Source organism: Bradyrhizobium sp. USDA 4501 (assembly GCF_054062115.1).
In genome coordinates this window covers 6,402,382-6,426,911 of sequence record NZ_JBSSEX010000001.1, presented here as the reverse complement: position 1 = coordinate 6,426,911, position 24,530 = coordinate 6,402,382, and the positions used below count along the sequence as shown (strand labels likewise).

The window sequence follows — 24,530 nt, the reverse complement described above, 5'->3', positions numbered from 1 at the left end:
TTTTATGAATTGACCAACTCTTGCGATCGGCGCGCGGCGCTACCAGGCTTCGCCGAACGGCCTGATCTCGACATTGAACGACCACGCGCTGCGATCCTGATGGGCGACGTGCCAGACCTCGTCGGCGATCGCTTTCGGCTTGATGAAGAAGTCGTCCGGCCGATCCGGCCAGCGCTTGCGCGTCCACTCCAGATCGATCACGGCATCGATCACGAGATAGGCGACGTGAACACCTTGCGGCCCCAGATCGCGGGCCATCGCCTCGGCGAGAATCCGCTGTGCCGCCTTGGTCGGCGCGAACCCCGCGAAGCCGGCCTTGCCGCGCAACGCCGACGTATTGCCGGTCGCGACGATGGCGCCCTTGCCGGCAGCGATCATCGCCGGGGCAAATCGCCGTGCCAGGTACAGCAATCCCATCGTGTTGACCTGGAAGTTGCGATTGAGAATCTCTGGATCGATCTCGCGGAAGGTGCCGAACGCCCCGCCGACGGCGTTATGAATGACCACGGCGGGATTGCCGAGATCGCGCTCCACGGCGGAGGCCACCGCCTCGACCTGCGCGGGATCGGACACGTCGCACCGATAGGCCTTTGCGCCCGGCAGCTGCTTTTCGAGCGCGGCGATGCGCGCCTCGTTCCTGGCGAGAAGCGCGACGCGATAGCCGCCCTCAGTGAATCTCCTGGCGAGCGCCGAACCGGTGCCGGGCCCAACGCCGGATATCAGAGAGACAGGTGCGGTCATGCGATCAACCCTCCGCGTTGCGGCTCATGGCCTTCATGGTCAGGCGGCCGCCTTCGACAGCAGCTTCTCGACGTAAGGCTTGAGGTCCGGCCCGACATGCTCATGCGCGATCAGGCGGCCAAAGTGCGCGAACATCAGCGGATACTCATCCTGCACGCCCGAATGCAGGATTTTCGCCAATCCTTGCTTTTTCAGCTGCTCGGTCCGCGCATGTTCATTCATGAACAGCGCGAGTTCGGCGGCAAAGCAGATGTCGGCAATCGAGATACCGTTCCCGACCAGCGCCTCCCGCCGCGGCGACAGCGCCTGCTCGATGCCGGACGCATAGATCGCGAACGCATCCTTGGCGCGCGCATGAATGGCCGCATCGACGGTGCCGCCCGAGAGCGCCAGCAGATAGATTTGCGAGTCCCGCGCGAACACCAGGCTTACATCGAGAAAACTGTCGATCCGCGACGCCTCAAAGGCGTCGCGCCCGTAGAGCGGGAACTTCGCCTCGCCGAGCCGCGCCACCGTGCGCATGATGCTGTTCGATTCGAAGATTCCGACCTTGCCGTCGGCGCCGAACGCGGCCGGCACATTACCGAACGGCTGCGCCGCCATGAACGCATCGGTCTTGAACAGTTGCGCCCCGGTCAGTCCGACTCGCCCGGTCCGTGCCAGCGACGACAGCGAGGCGCGCTCATGCTCCGCCAGCGGGCGGGCATCATAGTCCCACAACCAGTCCCGCAACTCCTTGCCGGACGCGCCCCTGACCTCGACGTCGACGCCGCAGAACCGCGCCGCGATGGTCGCCTTCCAGACCCGTGGGTTCGGCAGATAGGAGAAGATGCGCAAGGCGGCCATGGCGGCTGCTCCGGTGCTGATGCCTCAGGCGGCCAGCTTCAGGATCTTGACGACGTCGGCGGGCTCGCGGATCGGCTGCGGGTTGGCCCGCGTGAAGATCGACAGCATGGCGTTCCGGCCGATCAGCTCAAACCGATCCTCGCCGACGCCGACATCGGCAAGCCGGCGCGGCAGGCCGAGCTCCGCGATGAACGCCGCAAACGCCTCGCCGGCGTCGCGCCCCGGCGCGCCGAGCGCGGCGGCGATCGATTGCTGGGCTGCCTCCGTCGCCGGGCGGTTGTAGCGCAGCACGCTCGGCATCATCACCGCCGTGCAGAAATAATGCGGCACATCGCAGGTGCCGCCGAGCACATGGCCGATGGCATGACTGGCGCCCATCGGCACCCGCGACTGCAATCCGAACGCCGACAGCCAGGAGCCGAGCTGGCAGCTCAGCCGCGCCGCCGCGTCGTCGGGGTGGGCCTTGGTGCGCAGCAGACCGTCGTGCAGATAGCGCAGCCCCTGCTGGCACACCGCATCGACCAGCACGTTGGGGCGGCTGGAGCAGATCGCCTCGATGCCGTGATCCATCGCCCGCGTCCCGGAACCGAGCCAGAGCTTCTCCGGTGTATATTTCGTGATCGCGGGATCGAGGATGATGCTGCGCGGCATCATCATCGGGTGGTTGAAGATCTGCTTCAGCTTGCGGCTGGTATCGGTGACCAGCGCGCCGGAATTGTATTCGCCGCCGGACAGCGTGCTGGGGATCGCGATCATGCGCACTTTCGGCGTGCGGAACGGCCCGAAGCGGCGGTCCGGCGTGGTCTCGAAGCCGTCGAGGCCATCAGGCTCGAAGATCTCGTGCTCCATGCACATCAGCACGATCTTCGCCGCATCGACCACCGAGCCGCCGCCGATCGCGACGACGAGGTCCGCCTTGGCCTCGCCGGCTTGCCGCGCGATCTGCGTCACCACGTCCCGCGTCGTGTGCTGCGGCACGCCGTCGAAGGTCGCGGCGTGGCGGTCGCCGAGGGCTTGACGGATTTTCCCGATCTCGTCGGTCGTGGTGTTCAACGTCCGGCTGGCGATCAGATAGACGCGCCTGGCATCCAGCCGCTCGGCCTCCTCGCGCAGCGCTTCGGCCGCCGGCTTGCCGTAGATCACGGATTCCATGGTCGGGTATTGATGGCTGCCGGTGACGCGCATGCTTTCACTCCCTCGATGTGTCCGTGAGTTCCGCTGTCGGTCAGGCCGACAGCTTGGTGAAATCAGGCTGACGCCGTTCGGCGAAGGCGGCAAAGGCTTCGCGCGCCTCGGGCGTCGTCAGCCGCTCCTTGAACAGCACGCCTTCCTCGGCGATCTGCGCCGCGATCTTCTGCTGCTCGCGCATCAGCTTCTTGGTCATGCTGAGCGACCCCGCCGGCCGCCTGGTCAGTGCGACAGCCGCGTCATGCGCCCTCTTGCGCAGATCGGCCTGCGGCACCACGGCGTTGGCGAGACCAGATGCCAGCGCACCCTGCGCATCCATCGGCTCGCCGAGCGCGAACATCGCATAGGCCCGCGCGTGTCCGATCCTCAAGGGGAGCAGCCAGCTCGACGCCGCTTCCGGAACCAGAGCGAGGTTGACGAACGGCGTGATCAGCCGCGCATTCTCGGCAAGATAGACCAGGTCGCAATGCAGCAGCATGGTGGTGCCGACGCCGACCGCATTGCCCTGCACGGCGGCGACCAGCGGCTTGCCGACCTTGCTGATGGTCTCGATGAAGCGATGCGCGGGGCTATCGACTGCGCTTTCGCCGCGTGCCTGGCTCGCGAAGTCGGCGAGGTCGTTGCCCGCGGTGAAGCTGTCGCCGTCGCCCTGGAACAGGATGACGCGGACGGCCGGATCGGTCTCGGCCTGCTTCAGCGCCTGCGACATGGCGTCATACATGGCGCCGGTCAGCGCGTTCTTCTTCTCGGGTCGCTGCAAGGTCAGCGTGATGACGCCGGCGGCGATCTCAACCTTGACATGCTCGGTCATGGCACTCTCCCGTCAGGCGACCGCGCGGGCCGCCGTGGTTTCGAACTTGCCGTCGAGGAAGCCGGTCAGCCGCTGCCGGATGATCGCTTCGGCCTCGGCCATGATGCGGTCGATCAGCTCCTTGACGGTCGGAATGTCGTGGATCAGGCCGACCACCATGCCGCAGCTCCAGGCGCCGGCATCCATCTCGCCGTCGATCATCACCTTCGGATAGACGCCGGCCACCTGCTCGTGGATGTCCTCGATCTTCAGCCTGGCGCCCTTCTCGCGCTCGATCTCGAGCAGCTCATCGACGCCCTTGTTCTTCAGCACCCGCTCGGTGTTGCGCAGCGCGCGCATCACGAGGCGGGTGTCGAGCTCGTCGGCGTCGAGCAGCGCCTGCTTCACATTGGGATGAACCGGCGCTTCCTTGGTCGCGATGAACCGCGTGCCCATGTTCATGCCGGCCGCGCCCATCGACAGCGCCGCGACGAGGCTGCGCGCATCCGCCATGCCGCCCGAAGCGACGAACGGGATCTTCAACTCGTCCGCCGCGCGCGGCAGCAGGATCATGTTCGGGATGTCGTCCTCGCCGGGGTGACCGCCGCACTCGAAGCCGTCGACGCTGACCGCGTCGCAGCCGATCTTCTCGGCCTTCAGCGAATGCCGCACCGAGGTGCATTTGTGAATGACCTTGATGCCGGCCGCCTTCAGCGCCGGCATGTACTGCTCCGGGCTGCGGCCCGCGGTTTCCACCGCCTTGACGCCGCCCTCGCGGATCGCCGCGATGTATTCGGGATAGGGCGGCGCGGTGAAGCTCGGCAGGAAGGTGAGGTTCACGCCGATCGGCTTGTCCGTCATGTCGCGGCAGCGCGCGATCTCCTTCGCCAGCAGCTCCGGTGTCTTCTGGGTCAGGCCGGTGATGATGCCGAGACCGCCGGCATTGGACACCGCGGCCGCCATCTCGGCGAAGCCGACAAAATGCATGCCGCCCTGGATGATCGGATGCTGGATGCCGAACAGTTCAGTGATTGCTGTCTTCACAAGTCTCTCCCGCGTTTCCGCTCAGTGGACGATTTCGAACAGGCCCGCCGCGCCCATGCCGCCGCCGATGCACATGGTCACCACGCCGTATTTCGCCTTGCGCCGCCGGCCCTCGATCAAGAGGTGACCGGTGAGCCGCGCCCCGGTCATGCCGTAGGGATGGCCGATCGCGATCGAGCCGCCATTGACGTTCAGCTTGTCCGGATCGATGCCGAGCTTGTCGCGGCAATAGATCACCTGCACCGCATAGGCCTCGTTGAGCTCCCAGAGATCGATGTCGTCGATCTTGAGGTTGTGCCGCTTGAGGAGCCGCGGGATCGCGGCAACCGGGCCGACGCCCATCTCGTCCGGCTCGACGCCGGCGGCGACGAAGCCGCGGAAGATGCCGAGCGGCTTCAGGCCCTTCTGCGCGGCAACCTTGTCGCTCATGATCACGCAGGCCGAGGCGCCGTCCGAGAGCTGGCTGGCATTGCCGGCGCTGATGGTCCTGCCCTCGAACACCGGCTTGATCTTGGCGAGCCCATCCGCCGTGGTATCCGGCCGCGGCCCCTCATCCTTGGCCAGCGTCACCTGCTGATAGCTGACCTCCTTGGTGTCCTTGTTGGCCACGGCCATTTTGGTCGTGATCGGCACGATCTCGTCGTTGAAGCGGCCGCCCTGCAACGCGGCGCCGACGCGGCGCTGGCACTCGAGGCTGTACTCGTCCTGCTTGTCGCGGCCGATCCCGTAGCGCTCGGCGACGACCTCGGCGGTCTCCAGCATCGACATGTACATCTCGGGCTTCATTGCCATCAGCTCGTCGTCGACGGCGTGGAACCTGTTCATGTGCTCGTTCTGCACCAGGCTGATCGACTCGATGCCGCCGCCGATCGCGATCTCGACGCCGTCGAGCATGACAGAGCGGGCGGCGACCGCGATCGCCTGCAGGCCGGAGGCGCATTGCCGGTCGATGGTGGTCCCGGCGACCGTGACGGGAAGTCCAGCGCGGATGGCGCCCTTGCGCGCGACGTTCATCACCATGGTGCCCTGCTGCATGGCGCAGCCCATCACCACGTCCTCGACCTCGCCGGGCGCGATGCCGGCGCGCTTCACCGCCTCGGCCATCACATGGCCGGCCAAAGTCGGGCCGTCGGTTTTGTTAAGCGCGCCGCGATAGGCCTTGCCGACGCCGGTGCGCGCGGTGGAGACGATGACTGCATCTTGTGACATGCTTGCCTCTCTGAATCAGGCGGCCGCGTCGAGCTGCGCATAACGCAGCACGTGATAGGCGGGATCGCCGAACTGGATGTTGATGGAGGAAATCCGCTTGAAGTAATGGCCGACATTGAGCTCGTCGGTCATGCCCATGCCGCCATGCAGCTGCACCGCCTGATCGGCGACGAACTTGCCGGCATATCCGATCTTCGACTTGGCGCCGGAGGCGAGCCGAGACACGCCGGCCTCATCGTCGCTGAGACTGAGGCTCAGATGCTGCATCAGCGACAACGCCTCCTGATGCGCGATGAACATGTCGACCATCCGGTGCTGCAGCACCTGGAAGCTGCCGATCGTGACGCCGAACTGCTTTCGCGTCTTGGAATAGTCCAGCGTCGCGGCGTTCAGTTCGCCGATCGCGCCGACCGCCTCGGCGCAGAGCGCGCCGATCGCGCGGGTGCGACAGGCTTCCAGCGCAGCGACGCCCTCGCCTTCGCTGCCCAGCAATTCCGCGCGCACGCCACGCAGGCTGATCTCGGCCGCCCTGCGGCCATCGATCGTCCTGAAGCTTTGCAGGTCGAGATTGGCGGCGCGGCGATCGACCACGAACAGGCTGACGCCGCCGCGATCGTGACGATGACCCGAGGTGCGCGCGGAGACGATGAGGTAATCCGCCCACGGCGCGGCCAGCACCGCCGTCTTCTCGCCAGTGAGCACGTAATCGTTGCCGTCGCGGCGCGCCGTGGTGGTGACGGTGGCGAGATCGAAGCGCGAGCCCTTCTCGGTCCAGGCCAGCGCCCAAAGTTTCGTGCCAGCGATGATGTCGGCGCTGAACGCCTGCCTCTGCGCGTCGGAACCTGCCTGCTCGATCAAGCCGCCCGCCACGACGACCGTCTCGACGAATGGCTCGACCACGAGATGGCGGCCGAACTCCTGCATGATGATCATGGTCGACAGCGGCCCGCCGCCGAGCCCTCCAACCGCTTCCGAGAACGGCGCGGCGAGCAGGCCGAGTTCGGCGAATTCAGCCCATTGCTTGCGGCCAAACCCCTCTTCGCTCGCGACGATCTTGCGGCGGGCGTCGAAATCATACTGATCGCGCAGCAGCCGCTGGACGCTGGACCGCAACAATTCCTGCTCTTCCGTGAACTGGATATCCATCCGATCCTCGTTGCTTGTGGCTAGAGTCCAAGCACCGCCTTGGCGATGATGTTGCGCTGGATCTCGTTCGACCCGCCGTAGATCGAGAGCTTGCGCGAGTTCAGATATTTCTCCGACGCGGTGTGGCCGTAGTCGGGGCCCGGCATGAAGTGATTGGCGCTGACCGGATGCTCGCGGATCGCAAGCCCGTAATTGCCGATCGCCCGATGCGTCAGCTCAGTGATGTTCTGGAAGATTTCGGTGCCGCGGATCTTGAACAACGAGGCGGCCGGTCCCGGGTCGATGCCGCGCGCCATCTGGGCGACGACGCGAAGCTCGGTCGCCTCCAGCGCCAGCACGTCGAGCTCGACGCGGGCGATGTCCCGGATGAATTCTAGATGCGCCGGATCGTCTTCGGGGATCTCCGCCTTCACGATCTTCTTCAGCCGCGCGATGTAGCGCGTCGAGCGGCCGATGCCGGCCATGCTGGTACGCTCATTGCCGAGCAGGAATTTGGCGTAGGTCCAGCCCTTGTTTTCCTCGCCGATCAAGTTCTCGGCGGGAACGCGCACGTTCTCCAGGAAGACGTCGTTGACCTCGTGCGAGCCGTCGATGGTGATGATCGGGCGCACGGTGACGCCGGGCGACTTCATGTCGATCAAGAGGAACGAGATGCCGGACTGCGGCTTGGCCGTGGGATCGGTGCGCACCAGGCAGAAGATCCAGTCGGCGTGCTGCGCCAGCGTGGTCCAGGTCTTGTGGCCGTTGACGATGTAGTGGTCGCCGTCACGCACCGCCTTGGTGCGGACGGTCGCGAGGTCGGAGCCGGAGCCCGGCTCCGAATAGCCCTGGCACCACCAATCCTCGCCGGACAAGATGCGCGGCAGGAATTTCTTCTTCTGCACATCGTTGCCGAAGGTGTAGATGACGGGCCCGACCATGGTGACGCTGAACGCCAGCGGCGGCATCGTGCCAGCGCGCGTCGTCTCCTGCTCGAAGATGAAGCGGCGGGTGATCGACCAGCCGGGCCCGCCATATTCCTTCGGCCAGAGCGGCGCGATCCAGCCCTTCTTGTGCAGGATGCGATGCCACAGCAGCATCTGCTCCTTGGAGAGATCGGTCTCCGGATTGGCGACGCGCATCTCCGCCGGGTAGTTGTCCTTGATGAAGGCGCGAACCTCATCGCGGAACGCCGCATCTTCAGGGGATAGCGCGAGCTCCATCTGACCGGCTCCCTACCACTTCTCGCCGAAGGGCCGGATTTCCAACTCGAAGGTCCAGGCGCTCTTCGGCTGCTGATAGAGCTGCCAATAGGCGCCCGCGACCGATGCCGGCGGCATCAAGAGATCGGGATCGTCGAGCGCGTTCGGGCCGAGCGCCTCGATGCGGCGCTGCCGCACCCATTCAGTATCGACGCCGGAATCGATGATCAGATGCGCGACATGGATGTTCTTCGGTCCCAGCTCGCGCGCCATCGCCTGCGCCACGGCGCGCAAGCCGAACTTGGCGCTGGCAAAGGCGGCATAGCCGCTGCCGCCGCGGAGTGACGCGGTGGCGCCGGTGAAGAAAATGTTGCCCTCGCCGCGCGGCATCATCAGCCGCGCCGCCTCGCGCCCGGCCAGGAAGCCGGAGTAGCAGGCCATCTCCCAGACCTTGCGGAACACGCGCTCGGTGGTCTCGAGAATCGGGAAATTGACGTTGGCCCCGATATTGAAGATGCAGACCTCCAGCGGCGCATGCTTGTCGGCGTCGTTGAGGAAGGCCGTGATCTCCTCTTCCTTGCGCGCATCGAGCGAGCGCGCATGGATCTCGCCGCCGGCGGCCTCGATCTCCTTGACCAGCGGCGCCAGCTTGTCGCCGTTGCGGCGGCCAGCGAAAATCGTAAAGCCTTCGGAGGCGAACTTCTTGGCGATCTCGCCGCCGATGAAATCACCGGCACCAATGACGGCCACCGTCCTGTTTCTCTTCTGCATGGTGTTCTCCGGTCTTGTTTGAGTGAACTGGCTCGCGGGCGATGGCTCAGCCTCAGCCGCGCAGCGACTCCGCGAGCTTGTGCTTCAGCAGCTTGCCCGTCGATGTCGCGGGCAGCGCGTCCATCAGGATAATCTCCGACGGCCGCTTGTACGAGGTGAGTTGCGGGGCAATATGGGCCATCAGGTCCTGTACCGTGGCGGTCGAACCCTTGATCAGTTGCACAAAGGCAACCACCTCTTCGTTGCCCTCGACCGGCCGGCCGACCACGGCGCATTGCACCACGGCGTCGTGCGTGCTCAGCACCGCCTCGATCTCGGCCGGATAGACGTTGAACCCGGAGCGGATGATCATCTCCTTGGTCCGCCCGACGATATAGAGCGCATCATTCTCGAAGCGGGCCAGATCGCCGGTGTTGAACCAGCCGTCGAGGTCGATCGCCTTCGCCGTCAGGTCGGGCGCGCGGTAATAGCCGCGCATCACGTTGGGGCCGCGAACATGCAGCTCGCCGACTTCGCCTGACGCAACCGGCTTGAGGTCGCGGCCGATCAGCTTGGCCTCGAGGCCGGGCATGACGGTGCCGACCGCATGGTCAGCCCGCGGATTGTCGGGCCGGACGCCGGAGATGCCCGGCGAGCATTCGGTGATGCCATAGCCGTTGAGCAGCGGCAGCCCGAGCTCCTGCTCGACCCGGGATTTGAGATCGAGGTCGAGCGGCGCGCCGGCCACCGAGATCACCCGCAACCGGCCGCGATCGAGCTTCGGCAGGCCGGCATTGCGCCGGTATTCGAGCAGACGCTGATAGGTCGCGGGCACGCCGTTCAGGATCGTGATGCCCTCTTCAGTCATCGCCTTGACCAGCGCGGCCGGATCGTATTTCGCCACCAGACGCACGGTGGCGCCGATCATCAGGGTCATGGTCAGCAACGAGATGCCGACGATATGCGAGATCGGCAGCACGCAATACTGCACGTCATCGGCCGCCATCTTTCGGAAGCTTGCCGTCGCCCGGGCGCTGAACAAGAGATTGCGATGGGTCAGCATCACGCCCTTTGGCGTGCCCGTGGTGCCGGAGGTGTAGATGAGAACCGCGACCTGGTTGGCGCCGTCGGCCTCGACCGGCTCAGCCACGGTTGCCAGGTTCAGGCCGGTGACGGCGATGCCGCGGAGCGGCCCGACATCCTGCACAGCCGCCTCATAGCGTGCGGCATGCGTAGCCGCCTCCTGCGACACCTCGGCGGTCAGCAGCACCCGGCGGGCGCCGCTGTGATCCCTGATCTGGTCGAGTTCACGCGGCGACAGCCGCGGATTGACCACGATGGACCAGACATCGAGCCGGCTCGCCGCCAGCAGCAGGCAGGCGAGCGGGATCGAATTCTCGCTCACGATCATCATGCGGTCGCCCGCACGGATGCCGAGCGCCCGCAGCGCCTCGGCAACGCGACCGACCGTTCGGTCGAGCTCGCGGTAGGTCAGCCGCATCTTGTCGTCGATCAGCGCCGGATGATCCGGCGTCGCCCCGACGTGGTGATCGATCACCTCGTGGATGCGGTTCGGCAAGCCTTCCACACTTCCTTCAAACTGGGTCGACGCCTGCACTGAAACCTCCCTGTGACAGCCCTTTGGGCCTGATTTGTTGTCTTGAGGAATTTTCCCGCTCAGGCGGTCTTGCGTCGCGGCGCAGCCAGCTGCGCGACGATCTCGTCCTCGACCTCGCGCAGCTTGTCCTTGCCGAAGAAGATCTCGTCGCCGACGAAGAAGGTCGGTGAGCCGAACGAGCCGCGCGCCACCGCGTTGCTGGTGTTGTCGATCAGCTTCTTCTTCACCTCGTCCTGCTGGGCGCGGGCGATGATGCGGTCGATATCGAGGCCGGAGGACAGGAACGCTTCGCGGAACACCTGCGGATCGTCCATCTTCTTGGGCTCGGACCACATGTGGTGATAGGCGGCGCGAAAGTACGGTTCGAACAGCCCTTCGAAATCGGCAGCGACGACGCCGCGCATCAGCATCAGCGTGTTGACCGGAAAGAACGGGTTGGTCTTGAACGTCGTGATGTTGTAGCGGCGCAGGAAGCGCTCGGTCTCGAGCGCGTTGTATTCGGGCTTGTTCTTGATGCCGCGCAGCGACTCGCCGGGCGACATGTTGCCGGTCGCCTTGTAGACGCCGCCGAGCAGCACCGGGATGTAGTCGAACTTCACGCCGGTGCGCTTCTCGATTTCGGGCAGCGCCTGCTCCGCCAGATAGGCGTTCGGACTTCCAAAATCGAAATGGAATTCGACCTTGAGCGGAGCAACCATGGAACGCCCTTCCCTTTGAGTACCAGCAGCCCTCAGCCGCCGCGTTGATCGAGCCGGGACCTTAAGTTCTATTTTAGAACTGTCAATATGATATTTGTCATCTAGTGACCAAGTCACGGCTCCAGGTGACGCATCCTATTGAAATGACGTTAGTTCTGTTTTAGAATTTTACTAAGCGATATCGTTGCTGACCGCAGGAGATGCTGATGAAATGGGATGCCCTCGAGGAGGAGCCGTGCTCGGTGGCCCGCACGGTGGCTGTCATCGGCGACCGCTGGAGCCTCTTGGTCCTGCGCGAATGTTTCCTGCGCATCCGCAGGTTCGATGACTTCCAGGCCTCGCTCGGGATCACGCGGCATCTGCTCGCCGACCGGCTGAAGAAGCTGGTGCGGTTCGGCGTGCTGCGCAAGATCCCCTATCAGGAAGCGCCGAAGCGCTACGAATACATCCTGACGCAGAAGGGCCTCGACCTTTATCCGATCATCATGTCGATCGTGCACTGGGGCAACGTCCACATGGTCGATTCGCGCGGCCGGCCGATGCTGCACGAACACAAGACCTGCAAGAAGATGTTCGATCCCGTCATGGTCTGCTCGGAATGCGGCGAGCCGCTGAGCGCGAAGGCGGTCCACGTGCATCCGGGCCCGGGTGCGCGGAAATCCTCACCCGTGCACGCCAAGGCGCACGAGCGGGCCAGGCGTGCCGCTGACTAGACCTGGATGCTGTTCGCGAAGCCGGCGCCCAGCGCTGGCGGCTACTCAGCCTGACGGAGCAGCCATCAGCGCGACATTGCCGCCAAGCAGGCAGCCGACGGCACGGCCGCCAGCGAAGCCGATGCGGACCCGAATCTCGGACAGCCGCCCCATCGCCCTGCCCTGCAGGATTCGAATCTCGTCGTCATCAGGAGCGACCAGGCCGTAGTCGAGCAGGCCGAACGCCAGCGCCGCGGCCGCAATGCCGGTCGCGGCATCCTCACGATAGCCGGAGGAGCGCGGGAATTGCCGCGCCTCGAACAGGCGAGCCTTTCGGTCGATCACGGCGAATGGATAGAGCCCGGTCGATCCGATCCGGCCGCAGACCGCCTCGACTTGCTCGGCCGCGGGATCGAGCGCATTCAGCGCGTCGGGAGAGCGCATCGGAACGAGGGTCTTGATCCGCGATGTGACGGCATTGCACGGTGCCACCGCATCGATCGCTTGCGGCCCGACCGCGAGCGCCCGCAGCACGTCGTCGCGTTGCCCCGTGGTCAGCGGAACGGTCTTCCCGGCCGGCTGGGTGATCTCGACACGCGGCTCGCCGTGACGATCACGGCTGATGAAGCCGGTGACCGGACCGCTGCGCGTCGAGATCCGCATCGTGTCGCCCGGCAACTTTCCATGGCGCGCAAGCAGCCAGAGCGCGCCGATGGTCGCGTGGCCGCACATTTCCATTTCGTGATTCGGAACGAAGAAGCGGAACGTGGCGTCGAAATCGTCACTCTGCGCCGGCAGCACGAAGCCGGATTCGTGACCATGGCGGCGGGCGACGTCCTGCATCTCGGACGCGCTCATGCCGCTTGCATCCACCACGATCGGACAGGGATTGCCGCCCTGCCCATCCACCGTGAACACGCTGACCAGTTCCGCTGTCGCCATGATGTCGCTCGCCTGTCTCGCCGTCCCTACTTGACCAGCGTCGCGCCGGTCTCCGGATGCTGCAGCCAGCCGAGCAGCGCCTCGTGGAAGCGCGCCGGCGCCTGGATCTGCGGCGAATGGCCGAGGTCGGGGAATTCGATCAGCTGCGCATGCGGGATCCGCTTCACGGCCTCCTTGCCCAGCACCGGATAATTACCGAGCGTCTTGCGGATCTCCGGCGGCGCAGTGTCCTTGCCGATCGCGGTGGTGTCCTTGTCGCCGACAAACAGCAGCGTCGGCGGCTTGATCTGCTCGAACTCGTAGAACACCGGCTGGGTCGCGATCATGTCGTAGAGCCGCGCCGAGCTCGACGCCACGGCGGCGCGGCCCTCTCCGCGATACATGCCGGCCAGCATCTGCACCCATGTCTCGTAGGACGCATCCCACGTGTCGGCGTAATAGGTGGCGCGCTCATAGGCGCGGATGCTGTCCGCGGTGACGCGCGTCTCGCGCTGCATCCAGCCGTCGAGGCTGAGCCACGGCACGCCCTTGGCCTTCCAGTCCTCCAGCCCGATCGGATCGACCAGAACCAGATGGTCGGTCGCCTCCGGATACATCAGCGCATAGCGCATCGCCAGCATGCCGCCGGTCGAATGGCCGACCATGATCGAATGCGCGATCCCGAGCGAGGCGAGCAGCGCGCGGCTGTTGCCGGCGAGCTGCTGAAAGGTGAACTGATAGCGCTCCGGCTTGCTGGACTTGCAGAATCCGATCTGGTCCATCGCGATCACGCGATAGCCGGCGCCGCTGAGCGCCTTGATGGTGCCGTCCCAGGTCGCGGCACAGAAATTCTTGCCGTGCAGCAGCACCGCGGTCTGGCCGTTCGGCGTCGCCGGCTTGACGTCGAGATAGGCCATGTCGAGTTCCTGCCCCTGCGAGCTGAAGCGATAATGCTCCACCGGATAGGGATAGTCGAAGCCCTGCAGCTCTGGTCCATAGGCCGGCTCGGCGGCCGATTGCGCCAATGCGTTGGACGAACCGAGCGCGACGGTCGCGGCGACGGCAAGGTGAAACAGGGTTTTCAGGTGCATCTCGACAAATCCAGAACACGGGGACGACTTGGTGATGCCGTAGCCGAACGCGTGGGCGCCATCCAGCGCCCAGCGATGATTTGTTCGTGATCCCGCGCGAAATTACGCCGGATCGAACGCACGGATCGGCGGCAGATTGCCGTTGAAGCGCTCGACCTCGACGCTGGTGAGCTGGCCGGTGCAGCCCTGCGCGAAGGATGACGTGCCGATGTCGCGCGTCAGCACGTTCGGATTGCCGTGCACGCAGAGCGATGCCTCCTCCTCGGGATCCATCGGATCGTACCAGGCGCCGGTCGGCAGCTGAACCACGCCGGGCGCGATGCCGTCGGTGACATGCACCGCGGCGAGGCAGGCGCCGCGCGCGTTGAAGATGCGGATGATGTCGCCGTCGGCGATGCCGCGCGGCTTGGCGTCGCGCGGATTCATGCGCGCGACCTCGCGGCCGCGATGCTTGGCGTCAAGCGAATGGCCGCCGAAATCGAGCTGGCTGTGCAGCCGCGTCACCGGCTGGTTGGCGACGAGGAAGAACGGCGCGCCCGGCGTCGGCGTGTCTGATTTCTCGAGCCAGACCGGATGGCCCGGACAGTCCGCATCGCCGTGGCTAGCGATCTTCTGCGAGAAGATCTCGATGCGGCCGCTCGGCGTCGGCAGCGGGCGCGCGAGGGGGTCCTCGCGAAAACGGCGCAGCGAGCCGCCGTCGTCGAGATGCTGCGGCACCACCTGGCTGCCGCGCTCCCAGAATTCGTCGAAGCTCGGCGCCTCGAGCCCGCGCGCGGCGAGCGCCTTGCGGGTCGGCTCAAAGAGATGTTCCAGCCACTCTCGCGACGTGCGTCCCTCGGTGAAGGGCTCGCGGGCCCCTAACCGCTCGGCGAGATCGGCGAAGATCTCGTAGTCGTCGCGCGCAAGGCCGAACGGCTCGGCGATCCGGTGCATCGCGACCATCAAGGGATCGTTGCTGGAATAGCCGATGTCCTCGCGCTCCAGCGTCATGGTCGAGGGCAGCACGATGTCGGCGTGGCGCGCGGTCGCGGTCCAGGCCAGCTCGTGCACCACCAGCGTGTCGAGCCGCGCAAACGCCTTGCGCAGGCGTTTGAGGTCCTGGTGATGGTGGAAAGGATTGCCGCCGGCCCAGTAGACGAGGCGGATATCCGGATAGGTGCGCGTCTCGCCATTGTAGCGATAGCTGGTGCCGGGATTGAGCAGCATGTCGGCGATGCGCGCCACCGGAATGAAGTCGGCGACGCCGTTGCGGCCCTGCCCGAGCGTCGGTCCGGGCACGGCGTTGACGCGGCGGCCGTAATAGCCGATCGCGCCGAGCGAATAGGCGTAGCCGCCGCCAGGCAGGCCGATCTGGCCGAGCGCCGCCGCCAGCACCATGCCCATCCACACCGGCTGCTCGCCATGCTCGGCGCGCTGCAACGAATGCGACACGGTGATCAGCGCTCTGCGGCCGGCAAGCCGCCGCGCGAGCGCCTTGATGGTGCTGGCATAGATGCCGCAGATCGCCGCGGCCCATTCGGCGCTCTTGGATACACCGTCGCTCTCGCCGGTCAGATAGCGCAAAAACACCGGCCAGCCCTCGGTGTAGCGATCGAGGAAGGCCTGATCGTGCAGGCCTTCACTGACGAGCGTATGGACGATACCGAGCATCAGCGCGGTGTCGGTGCCGGGTGTCGCCGTCAGCCATTCGGCGCCGGCCTCGATGGGGAGATCGTCCCGCAGCGGGCTGACCAGGACGAACTGGCAGCCGCGCCGCTGCGCGGCTGCCATCGCGCCGCGCTCGACATGCTTGCTGATCGAGCCGCCGGCCACCATCGAGTTCTTCAGCGCCATGCCGCCGAATGCCAGCACGATGTCGGTCTCGGCCGCGATCTGCTCCCAGGTGACGTTGCGCTTGGTGATGTCCTCGTAGCCGGTCAGAATCTGCGGCAGCAGCACCGATGACGCGCCCGAGGAATAGGTGTTCACCGAACGCACATAGCCGCCCATCGCGATGTTGAGGAAGCGGTGCACCTGGCTCTGCGCGTGATGGAAGCGGCCCGCACTGGACCAGCCGTAGGAGCCGCCGAACACCGCGCCGGGGCCGATCGTGTCGCGGATCCGCGTCAGCTCGCCGCCGAGCAGATCGAGCGCCTGCTCCCAGCTCACCGAGACGAAGTCGTCGCGGCCGCGCCGATCGTCTGGGCCCGGCCCGCGCTCGAGCCAGCCGCGGCGGATCGCAGGCTGCGCGATGCGCGCCTGGTGGCGCAGCGCGCCGGGGAAATTGTTGATGATGCGGTTCGGATCGGGATCGGCGGCATAGGGCCTGACTTCGAGACCCGCCTTGCCGAGCCGCGCCGAGAACACGCCCCAATGCGAGGTGTGCGGCTTGAAACCGTCGGACAAATCGAGGCCGGGATCGGGGTGGCCAATGGTCTCGCTCATCGATGCTCCTTCATCCCAGGCCGGTTCATCCGAGGCCGGCACCTCGCCGCGCCGTCGCAACGTTCCGGCCAGTATAATGATCCAATCGGCGCGCGGTACCCGCTAACACGGATCGCACCGTGCCTTGCCGGCATGACTGCGGCTGACGGCGGCGGAACTCCCGCCGGGGCCACGCCGCCAAAATATCGAAAACAACCCCATGCAAAGGGCGCCGGGCGGCCGCCGGCGCCCGACAACGCCACTTGACGCGTCGGGCAAATCAGGGATACACTTCCAATATTCCGAAATCGTGCAAGTGCCCCGTCGCCCGCAACAGCGGGCGCGACGGATGCACGTGAGACCGAAACCCCTCCCCACAATCGACATCGCACCGGCTGCCGCAGCGAGCGATCGTCTGCGCGCTTGCCGCGCGCATTCCAGGGACTACCCGACATGGACACCGCTCCCGACATCGCGACGGCAACGGCGATCGCCGCAACCGCCCAGACCCAGGCTGCCACTCCTCCGCGGATCAAATTCTCCTCGCACGGCTTCTGCATCGACCATCCTGATCCGGAGTTCGGCGCACAGTTGATGGCGAACGCGCTGGGGGTCGCCGACCGCGACGCGATGGACGGCATCCTGCGGCAACTGGTCAAGGCCAGCGTGAGCGGCGGCAAGCCCTGCGAGGTCAACCTCGCCTTCATGATCTCGATGGTGAGAAGCATTCGTCCACGGGATTCCGTCGAGGCCATGCTGGTGGCGCAGATGGTGTCGGTTCATGTGATGGCAATGCGATGCGCCCATCACCTCGCGCATGCCAAGGACCTCGCCCAGCACGACAGCGCCGCGCGCGCATTGGGCCGGCTCGCCCGCACCTTTCCCGCCCAGATCGAGGCGCTGAACCGCCACCGCAGCCATGGCGAGCCCGCCATCACCGTGCAGAACGTCAAGGTCGAGGACGGCGGCAACGCCATCGTCGGCACCGTCACGCAGCATGCGAGCGTGATCGTGTCCGAGAACAGCCCGGCATCCGCGGCGCGGGCACTGAGGCCCGCGGGCGCGAGGCGACGGCGGAATTCCACCGATGCGGCGCGGGACCCACAGGCATGAGCGGCCACATCCAAACGACCGGCCCGATGCTGGCCAGCCGGCGTTGCGGCGCCAGGACCCGCTGCGGCGGTTCTTGCCGCGCGCCGGCGGTGCGCGGCAAGACGCGCTGCCGCATGCACGGCGGCGCAAGGGGATCCGGCGCGCCACGGGCGAACCGGAATGCGCGCAAGCACGGCCGGTTCACGGGGGACGCGATCGCCGAGCGAAGGCAGATCCGGGTGTTGTTGGGGGAGGTGCGGAGGATGCTGGAGGGGATGAAGTGATTGCGTTTCGCAAATGGCCGCGCGCAGAAACGACCAATGGGCCGCCGGGCGCGAAATCCCGCCGGCCCATTCCCGCTAAAGCATGATCCGGAAAAGTGCGAAGCGGTTTTCCCTCGCGACAAACGCGGGACGCGTTTGCGCGGAGATCATGCTCAAACAAAGAGCTAAAGCGCGATGACGATTCAACCTAATCTCATCGCGCTTTAATGGATCATGAGGGCTGCGGCGATGCCGAACGCCGTGAGCGTTGCAACGGCCAAACTCATCAGGGTTATCGCTACAGGCCTCGGCATACGTTTAAACCCGCTGACGCAGTAAAAGCTTGCCGGTTGCCGGACATCGCCGCGTTCCGCGAAGACAACGCACCCCGTAGCGGCCCCGCGAGCAAATATCCGGATTCCCGGCGGTCAGTGCACGAAAGCCAGCATCAGCGCAAAGGTGACCAGCGCGTAAGTGCTGGTGACGGTGATGCCCAAATACAGACGCTCCATTGCGGCCTCCTGCCCTCAAGGCGCCGCCCCCGCGCCATCAACTTAGCGCCCGCTCCGGCGCCGAGCAGCTGGAATTCCGGGTCATGGTAAAATACGGGACCGTCCATCCGGGCTAGCCCCTGTAAGCTGCCGGCGCCGACCCCGTGGGCTCTTTGCGTCCGACTGAGGAAGTACCCCTCTCTTTCCAATTGCCGGCCCGTTGGGCTTATCACCGTGCAGAACGTGAAGCTGGAGGACGCCAGCTGCGAGATCGTCGGCAACGTCACGGCCAAGCCTCGTTTATTCGTCTGGTTGGAAGCCCTCCGGCATTCGAGGAGGACCGTCATCATTCGGCTGATTGCAGGCCGGACAGGGCGCACCGGCGCCTCCGCAAGCGCAGGCGTGCGGACCGGTCCAGGGCTGGTCCTGATGATTCTCGCACACCCATCTTGTGTCGTCGCAAAAGATGCAGCGAGGCTTGCTCATAGATCTTCTCGCACCCCACGAAAGAACGGATGCCGCACCTTGCCCTCGGCGGATTTGGCGCGGTACTCGATTTCGGCCAGCACCTTCGGCTCGACCCAGATCGCCTTGTGTGCAATGCGCTTGGTGTAGGGCTGCGTCTTGCGGATCAGCGGCGTCAGGCGTTTGCGGAGATCGGCGGCCGAGGCCTTGTCGAAGCCGTGGTCGACCTTGCCGGCGTAGATCAGCTCGTTGCCCTTGCGCCGGCCGACGTAAATTCCGTCCCATTCGTTGTCGTCCAGTGCAAAGCCGGCGATGGTCAACGTCTCGCGCTGGGCGCAGGTTTTCTTGACCCAGTCGCGGCTGCGGGTGCCGGTCGGATAGGCGCTATCCGCCACCTTCGACACCACGCCCTCATAGCCGAGCCTACAGGCATGCGCGAACATCTTGGGGCCGTCCACCTCGAAGCTTTCGCTGAACTGGACCTCGGTGCCAGCGACGAGCTTCTTCAGCAGCGCTTTGCGCTCCTTCAGCGGCAGCTTCCGGAGATCGCGGCCATTGAGATAGAGCAGGTCGAAGGCCACCATCACGATCCTGGTCGACTTACCGCGCAGCTCGTTCTGCAGCACGGAGAAGTCGGTCGTGCCGTCTGGTGAGGGAACGACGATCTCGCCGTCGATGATGGCTGATGATGCGGAAATGTGCCAGGCGTCTTGGACCACCTTCTTGAAGCGCCTGGTCCAGTCGTTGCCGCGCCGGGTGTAGATCTTCACGTCTTCATTAGCGATGTGAGTCTGAACCCGGTAGCCGTCGAACTTGATCTCGTGAATCCAGCGTGTGCCGCTCGGCACCTTCTCGATCGGCGATGCCAGGGCCGGCGCGATGAAGCCGGGAAAGAGCGCCTTGGTCCCGATCGCCTCGGGCTTCCTACGCTGAAACGCCACAACGCAACTCCACAAACAATAAGCTGATTCAAACTGGCGCAATCGCAATCGTTCCGACGCGGGTCCGCAAATGGAACGGTCGATCATAAACCGAGTTGGCCCTCATCGACAGGGAGGCCGGAATGGCAAAGAAAGCGAAGAAGCAGACCGCGCGCGGTCGCAAGCAGGACCGAGCGCGCGTCGCCGGCGGGCAGGATTACGAAGTGCGCTATGAGGCGAAGAAGACCGGCAAGTCGGCCGCATCGGTGAAGAAGGCCGTCAAGAAGGTCGGCACCAGCCGCAAGCGAGTTGAGCGTCGGCTCGGGTCGGCGATGAAAAGGTCGTTAGGAACGGCACCTTCGAAGCGACGTTAGCAATGTGCTGCTCGCGGCAGAGCGGCATCATGGATGAAAGTGCCCCGGCTCTTGCCCCCGAAGACCGGGGCACATTCTCGATCAGTTTGAGCGGCCCCGGCTGGCACCTCGCTGGGGCACCGAATCGGCCTCGGCATGTCCTCTCGCTGGGGCCGTTTCGCTTCGGGGAACAAGCAGGAGTCCAGAGGCCGTTTCGCGAGAGTAAACAGCCCGCTCCTTTGTCTCGGTGGCCGTCAGCCGCAAGCGCGTCGATCGTCGGCCGAGTTGCGGTGCCGGTCGGAGTTAGGGCCTGGTCGGCAGCAATCAACCGGTACTCATTCGATCCCGAAATCGCGCTCGTTCGGAAGCGGAATCGGCTCATGGTGACTTCGTCCCAGAAACGTGTCGGGCTTGGGCAACCCCAGCGCAGCGTTGGCTCGGGCGAGGAGATCGTCCGCTGACCTGCACAGCCGTTCGAGTTCAATCTGCAAATTCGTTGGGCGGTAAACAAGCATTGCCGGCTCCGAATAACTGGACTGCTCGTACAGGATTGAGCGTAGGCCTGAATATTTCTCGGAGCAAGGGCTTAGATGACCGGCCTCGCCGCTCGGCTCGGATCTAATGGGTCGTGGGCGCGGATATAGTCCCAATGATTTGCATGTCTTCTTTCCGCACGGTTACGCGGCGTCCTGTCTCGGCAGCGATCTTTCGGGCGGCTCGCATCGCGGAATCCTCGTCCGTCAGTTCGAGCAGGATGATGCTGCCTGTTCCCGAGAACGCGTCAGGGTTCAAGAGTTCGATGATGAACAATGGTCCCCCCTCCGGACGATCATTTTCACCGCGCGTTTATAGCGGCCTTGACGCACCGCGATTGCGCAGGATCATCCGATCTCGCACGAATCTGGTTCGTCAGCGCCTGCGATATGATCTCGGCTTTTTCCTTGGTCAGCTTCTCGGCAAAGGGGCCATTTTTCTTTATCTGTGCCGGTCCTTTGAGTTCGCTGTCGTAGACCATCCAGCCAATGCTTCCTTGCCGAACGAGGAAACGGCCTCGCATCGGGCGTCCAATAAATTCCATTGCAACCATCCACCTGTGAAACGCAAGTTCACCGATTAGCTTGCAGGATGGTGCGCTCCGCATTGAACTATGTGAATCGTTGCGATCAACTTTGGACAAGCACCGCTCGCGCTTTCCGCAGCGAACTGAAAACGGCCCCAACGAGGGGGCCGCCAACCCGAGCGATACGGGTTTTCTTCCAGGCAGTCGGGGGGCACCTTGGCTGACCAGAAGCGCCAATTAGACGCTCTTGTCCTCTCGATGGTTCCTTGCCTACTGCGCATATTTTGGGAGAAACTGGCGGTCGCACAGGAGCGTGCTAGCAATAGCTCCGTCGGGTCGCGCCCCGGCAATATCGGACGACTGGGCCTCAGCAACGGCGTTTCGGCGTGCTGGGGCCTTTTTGCGATTACCTAAAGGGGGCGCCATCGAATTGCTAGGAAGTCGCCATCTCGCCAGACGAGCTGACACGAACTTCGGCTAGCTAAGGGCTTCAAGAGATTAACACATGCAAGTGCCGGAACTTTCGTCGCCAGCATGATCCGGTGAACCTGCCTCCAACAACACAGACCGGAATCAGGTAGCGGCTCCAGCACCGGCCTCCCGGCCCCCAGAGGTGCTGGGGCCGTTTTTACAATTAAGGGGTAATCCAAGGTGCCGTCGGCGTTTGTCGCATTCCCCGGTAATATGCAGTGCGCTCTCGGACATGAGCGCGCGTGGGGACGGCTCTGGCGCGCACGCTAGCCCCGCAAAGCGCCGGAGCCGTCTCACGGCGGCGACGGGTGCTATCCTACATGAGATGGATCACCGGCTCATAGCGGTCCAGATGCGCGGACCGAGGCTGGGGCTAATAACCGGCTCGTGGTGATCGCCAACAGAGCCAGACGGGCCGAGCGCCGTCAGCCAAGCGCGGGCCATCGCCCTCGCTGAGGGCATTTTCTTGGGCCAAGAAAAAAGCCCGGCGCGAGCGTGGTCGGCTTTCTCTTGGGCGGATGCGAAAAGAAAGAGGCCGCCAACGGAGGCGGCCGTAGCCCAAATTGGGTCATTCCGTCATTTGGTCGCTCCAGATGCGTTCGCCGCATTTGCATTCCATGAGCCGCACGGTTTTCCCGCCGACAGGATCGAGGAAGGCACGGACGAGTTCGGGGATGTCAGAGCATCTGGGGCACTGCTGCCAGTTCATGGCTTTGTGCGGCGTCGTTCGCTGATCTAGAGTGGGCTGGTTCACTTCAGTTCTCGATGCGCTCTTAGTGGACTCCTTAAGTTACAAAGTGAACAGTTGTTCCTGGGTTGCGCCGCGAATCCTAAAAAGGCATGGAACATCTTGGAGCATGCTGTTCCAGCCAAAGGCCTTTGTTTGCCTCGAAAAGCGCTAGCTCTAACCGGAACGTTTGTTTGCCTCGAAAAGCGCTAGCTCTAACCGGAACGACCGAAGGCCGGCCTCGGCGAGATGGCGTCGCCTCTGTTCACGCACCAGGATCGCATATCAATGGCTCGCTGAGCGCGATCCAATAACGCTATCGTCTCTTCGTTGAATGGCTGGCTCATGGCGCAGCTCCTCCTTGCAGGCGGGAGCGCGCTCGGTCTTCAGCCACCGACGCCTACGGACAAAGCCTTCGCCGGTGATCGCGGGACAATGAGCCAGTGCAGCAAGCCTGGCAAGTTGATTTACTGTCCACCCGCGCCGGTCATCCCTTTCGGGACGACCGACGGCGAGCTTTGGGCCGGGCATCCCGTGCTAAGGGAGATACTGTCCTAATTAGGACACTCGACCGAACAAACGAGAAGGACCGGCAAATCCCGGGAAGACGAGATGACCAGGATGTGCAATTGGTACTGGCATTTCAGGACGAAACAATTCGGAGAACATCTTGCCAGCTTGGGCCGAAGAGGAAGAGCAGCGCCTGCTACAGATGATCCGCGAGACCGAGCTAACCCAGCGCGAGATCGCCCAGAAACTCGGCCGCACAGAGGCCGCAGTCAGCGCCCGACTGACGATAATGAGGAAGCGTCTCGCGGCGGGGAGCTAGGCTCGCTCAACAGCTTCTTCCCGCGAAGAATCTTCACTTAAGATAAGGCCGGAACCTAGATGGGACACGGCTCCTGACACGCCTAAGTAAATGCGAACACCAAGGCCGCGGCGCAAGCTCTCCATATGTTCAGGTTCAGTCACGACGATGGCGTCGAGTACAGCCTCATGGCGTTGGCGGCGATATCGTTCGTAGCGCTCATCGTAGGCGTCGGCGCCCTGTTTATGTGATGAGCCTGCCATCTCATGGATGATCCAACCGTCTTGGCCTCAGCGTGTACCCCCTCGCTGGGGCCATTCTTTGGGGCGCCAGCCTAACGGTGCTATCCCGCCGCCGAGAATCAAACCGGCAGCTCGATACCTCGCCGCTTGAGCAGGTCCTCGATCTCAATGGCCCGCCGGGCTTCGCGCGCTTTTTTCAGCAAATGCTCGCGCTCTACTCCGGGGGGAAGACCTGCCGCTTTCGCCCTCGATTCCTGAGCAAGCCGGTCAAGCCGAGCGGTGAGCGACAACGTTTGTATCGTCCGTTTGCGCCGTTTCTTTACCATGACAGTTCGCCTGACATTCCAACTAGAGCATTTTCCACATGATGTGGATCATCTGGTGTATCCAGCATGCCTAAAGTAGTTGGCACACATCTGCGGCGCAAACGACTTGACGAGTTTGCCGATGAGTTTGAGCAGGGCTTGGACCGTGCGGGTGGCGCCTTTGCGCAGCGCAGCTTTCAACCGGGAGAAGGCCTGTTCGATTGGATTGAGGTCGGGCGAGTAGGCCGGCAGATAACGCACGCGGGCGCCGACAGCCTCGATCGCCTCGCGGACACCGGCGATCTTGTGAGTGCGCAAGTTGTCCATGAAGACGATGTCGCCCTTGCGCAAGGTCGGCGCCAGGACTTGCTCGACATAAGCCAGGAACGAGGGCCCATCCATTGCACCGTCGATGACATAGGGCGCCGTGAGGCCATCGATGCGCAGCGCGGCGACAAGCGTCAGCGTCTTCCAGTGACCATGGGGCACGCCAGAGACGAGGCGCTCACCGCGAGGAGAGCGCCCATAGTGCCGGACCATCTTCGTCGTGACCGCAGTCTCGTCGATAAAGATGAGGCGCGGTGCACGCAGCTTGGGCTGCTCGGCTTTCAGCGCGGCACGCTCGGCAGCGACGTCAGGTCGATCCTGCTCGGCGGCGTGCAGTGTTTTTTTTGAAGGTGATGCTGTGACGGTCGAAGAAACGCCAGATCGAACCGATGCCGGCCTTTTGCTTTCTCTGAGAGCGCAGACGCGCGCGGATCTCCTCGAGCGTCAGGTCCGGCTCCGCGGCGATCAGCTCGACCAGCCACTGCTTGTGCTGCTCCAACGGCGAGCGGCTGTGCCCGGTGCCGGGCTTGGCCTCAACGTTTCCGGTCTTCCTCCAACGATCCATCCATCGGATCGTAGTCGAAGCGCCGAGATTGAGAATGCGCGCAGCCTCACGTGCGCTTTCGCCGGACTCAACAAGCTCAACCGCACGCACCCTGAGGTCCTTGGAGTATCCCTTCGCCATCGC

Annotated in this window: 25 protein-coding genes; 5 read left to right on the top strand and 20 right to left on the bottom strand. The window is 64.4% G+C overall.

Annotation, left to right across the window (positions count from 1 at the left end):
- Window positions 1–39 precede the first annotated feature (39 nt).
- Genes ACVWZM_RS29590 through ACVWZM_RS29540 form a run of 11 tightly spaced genes read right to left on the bottom strand, consistent with a single transcriptional unit; the run spans window position 40 to window position 11,211 of the window.
- Window positions 40–741: an SDR family NAD(P)-dependent oxidoreductase gene (locus ACVWZM_RS29590; protein WP_456855465.1), complete on the bottom strand. Its 702-nt coding sequence runs from the start codon at window positions 739–741 to the stop codon at window positions 40–42.
- Window positions 742–780: 39 nt separating this feature from the next.
- On the bottom strand, window positions 781–1,587 hold the full coding sequence (locus tag ACVWZM_RS29585) for a glutathione S-transferase family protein (RefSeq protein ID WP_168855807.1): 807 nt from the start codon (window positions 1,585–1,587) through the stop codon (window positions 781–783).
- Window positions 1,588–1,611: 24 nt separating this feature from the next.
- Complete coding sequence (locus ACVWZM_RS29580) at window positions 1,612–2,772, bottom strand: iron-containing alcohol dehydrogenase (protein ID WP_253625628.1); 1,161 nt, start codon at window positions 2,770–2,772, stop codon at window positions 1,612–1,614.
- Window positions 2,773–2,812: 40 nt separating this feature from the next.
- Window positions 2,813–3,586: an enoyl-CoA hydratase-related protein gene (locus ACVWZM_RS29575; RefSeq protein WP_253625627.1), complete on the bottom strand. Its 774-nt coding sequence runs from the start codon at window positions 3,584–3,586 to the stop codon at window positions 2,813–2,815.
- Window positions 3,587–3,598: 12 nt separating this feature from the next.
- Window positions 3,599–4,609: an NAD(P)H-dependent flavin oxidoreductase gene (locus ACVWZM_RS29570; RefSeq protein WP_253625626.1), complete on the bottom strand. Its 1,011-nt coding sequence runs from the start codon at window positions 4,607–4,609 to the stop codon at window positions 3,599–3,601.
- Between the two features lie 21 nt (window positions 4,610–4,630).
- Entirely contained in the window at window positions 4,631–5,818 is a 1,188-nt protein-coding gene (locus ACVWZM_RS29565) for an acetyl-CoA C-acyltransferase (RefSeq protein WP_456855464.1), read from the bottom strand.
- Between the two features lie 15 nt (window positions 5,819–5,833).
- The gene (locus ACVWZM_RS29560) at window positions 5,834–6,964 is read right to left on the bottom strand and encodes an acyl-CoA dehydrogenase family protein (RefSeq protein ID WP_456855463.1); all 1,131 of its coding nucleotides are present in this window, start codon (window positions 6,962–6,964) and stop codon (window positions 5,834–5,836) included.
- A gap of 20 nt (window positions 6,965–6,984) precedes the next feature.
- Window positions 6,985–8,166 (bottom strand): acyl-CoA dehydrogenase family protein, encoded by a 1,182-nt coding sequence (locus ACVWZM_RS29555; RefSeq protein ID WP_253625624.1) that lies wholly within the window; start codon window positions 8,164–8,166, stop codon window positions 6,985–6,987.
- 12 nt (window positions 8,167–8,178) lie between these two features.
- Window positions 8,179–8,916, bottom strand: a complete 738-nt coding sequence (locus ACVWZM_RS29550; protein ID WP_076830559.1) for an SDR family oxidoreductase — start codon at window positions 8,914–8,916, stop codon at window positions 8,179–8,181.
- A 52-nt stretch (window positions 8,917–8,968) separates the two neighbouring features.
- Window positions 8,969–10,513, bottom strand: coding sequence for a class I adenylate-forming enzyme family protein (locus tag ACVWZM_RS29545; RefSeq protein WP_456855462.1), 1,545 nt, complete (start codon window positions 10,511–10,513; stop codon window positions 8,969–8,971).
- Window positions 10,514–10,572: 59 nt separating this feature from the next.
- Window positions 10,573–11,211, bottom strand: a complete 639-nt coding sequence (locus ACVWZM_RS29540; protein ID WP_456783695.1) for a DsbA family protein — start codon at window positions 11,209–11,211, stop codon at window positions 10,573–10,575.
- Window positions 11,212–11,417: 206 nt separating this feature from the next.
- Here ACVWZM_RS29540 and ACVWZM_RS29535 point away from each other — a divergent pair, with 206 nt between their 5' ends.
- Window positions 11,418–11,924, top strand: a complete 507-nt coding sequence (locus tag ACVWZM_RS29535) for a winged helix-turn-helix transcriptional regulator (RefSeq protein WP_316398899.1) — start codon at window positions 11,418–11,420, stop codon at window positions 11,922–11,924.
- 45 nt (window positions 11,925–11,969) lie between these two features.
- Here the strand turns inward: ACVWZM_RS29535 and ACVWZM_RS29530 are convergent, their stop codons facing one another.
- From ACVWZM_RS29530 to ACVWZM_RS29520, 3 genes are all read right to left on the bottom strand, one after another.
- Window positions 11,970–12,845, bottom strand: coding sequence for a PhzF family phenazine biosynthesis protein (locus tag ACVWZM_RS29530; RefSeq protein WP_456855461.1), 876 nt, complete (start codon window positions 12,843–12,845; stop codon window positions 11,970–11,972).
- A 26-nt stretch (window positions 12,846–12,871) separates the two neighbouring features.
- Window positions 12,872–13,915: an alpha/beta fold hydrolase gene (locus ACVWZM_RS29525; RefSeq protein ID WP_456855460.1), complete on the bottom strand. Its 1,044-nt coding sequence runs from the start codon at window positions 13,913–13,915 to the stop codon at window positions 12,872–12,874.
- Window positions 13,916–14,017: 102 nt separating this feature from the next.
- Entirely contained in the window at window positions 14,018–16,339 is a 2,322-nt protein-coding gene (locus tag ACVWZM_RS29520) for a molybdopterin guanine dinucleotide-containing S/N-oxide reductase (RefSeq protein ID WP_456855459.1), read from the bottom strand.
- Window positions 16,340–16,771: 432 nt separating this feature from the next.
- Here ACVWZM_RS29520 and ACVWZM_RS29515 point away from each other — a divergent pair, with 432 nt between their 5' ends.
- Window positions 16,772–17,431, top strand: coding sequence for a hypothetical protein (locus ACVWZM_RS29515; RefSeq protein WP_456855458.1), 660 nt, complete (start codon window positions 16,772–16,774; stop codon window positions 17,429–17,431).
- Window positions 17,428–17,694 (top strand): HGGxSTG domain-containing protein, encoded by a 267-nt coding sequence (locus tag ACVWZM_RS29510; protein WP_253638847.1) that lies wholly within the window; start codon window positions 17,428–17,430, stop codon window positions 17,692–17,694. The genes ACVWZM_RS29515 and ACVWZM_RS29510 overlap by 4 nt, the downstream gene beginning before the upstream one ends.
- A gap of 952 nt (window positions 17,695–18,646) precedes the next feature.
- Here ACVWZM_RS29510 and ligD read toward each other — a convergent pair.
- On the bottom strand, window positions 18,647–19,570 hold the full coding sequence (ligD, locus tag ACVWZM_RS29505; RefSeq protein WP_057019192.1) for a non-homologous end-joining DNA ligase: 924 nt from the start codon (window positions 19,568–19,570) through the stop codon (window positions 18,647–18,649).
- A gap of 122 nt (window positions 19,571–19,692) precedes the next feature.
- Between ligD and ACVWZM_RS29500 the strand changes: the two genes are divergently transcribed.
- A complete protein-coding gene (locus ACVWZM_RS29500) occupies window positions 19,693–19,923 on the top strand; it encodes a DUF3606 domain-containing protein (RefSeq protein WP_092090290.1) in 231 nt (76 codons plus the stop codon).
- A gap of 314 nt (window positions 19,924–20,237) precedes the next feature.
- Here the strand turns inward: ACVWZM_RS29500 and ACVWZM_RS29495 are convergent, their stop codons facing one another.
- The 3 genes from ACVWZM_RS29495 to ACVWZM_RS29485 all read right to left on the bottom strand — a co-directional run bounded on the left by ACVWZM_RS29495 (window position 20,238) and on the right by ACVWZM_RS29485 (window position 20,980).
- Window positions 20,238–20,417, bottom strand: coding sequence for a hypothetical protein (locus ACVWZM_RS29495; RefSeq protein ID WP_316399447.1), 180 nt, complete (start codon window positions 20,415–20,417; stop codon window positions 20,238–20,240).
- 103 nt (window positions 20,418–20,520) lie between these two features.
- Window positions 20,521–20,712 (bottom strand): hypothetical protein, encoded by a 192-nt coding sequence (locus tag ACVWZM_RS29490; protein ID WP_057019190.1) that lies wholly within the window; start codon window positions 20,710–20,712, stop codon window positions 20,521–20,523.
- 25 nt (window positions 20,713–20,737) lie between these two features.
- Window positions 20,738–20,980 (bottom strand): hypothetical protein, encoded by a 243-nt coding sequence (locus tag ACVWZM_RS29485; RefSeq protein ID WP_456855457.1) that lies wholly within the window; start codon window positions 20,978–20,980, stop codon window positions 20,738–20,740.
- 1,850 nt (window positions 20,981–22,830) lie between these two features.
- Between ACVWZM_RS29485 and ACVWZM_RS29480 the strand changes: the two genes are divergently transcribed.
- Window positions 22,831–22,989, top strand: a complete 159-nt coding sequence (locus ACVWZM_RS29480) for a sigma factor-like helix-turn-helix DNA-binding protein (protein ID WP_200844582.1) — start codon at window positions 22,831–22,833, stop codon at window positions 22,987–22,989.
- Between the two features lie 340 nt (window positions 22,990–23,329).
- On the opposite strand, the gene ACVWZM_RS29475 is transcribed toward ACVWZM_RS29480, so the two are convergent.
- Window positions 23,330–23,536 (bottom strand): hypothetical protein, encoded by a 207-nt coding sequence (locus tag ACVWZM_RS29475; RefSeq protein ID WP_456855456.1) that lies wholly within the window; start codon window positions 23,534–23,536, stop codon window positions 23,330–23,332.
- Between the two features lie 48 nt (window positions 23,537–23,584).
- Window positions 23,585–24,527, bottom strand: a protein-coding gene (locus ACVWZM_RS29470) for an IS630 family transposase (protein ID WP_456854999.1) whose coding sequence is annotated in 2 segments (ribosomal slippage) — window positions 23,585–24,187 and window positions 24,189–24,527 — 942 coding nt in all. Because the reading frame shifts where the segments join, the coding sequence is not laid out codon by codon here.
- Between the last annotated feature and the right edge of the window lie 3 nt (window positions 24,528–24,530).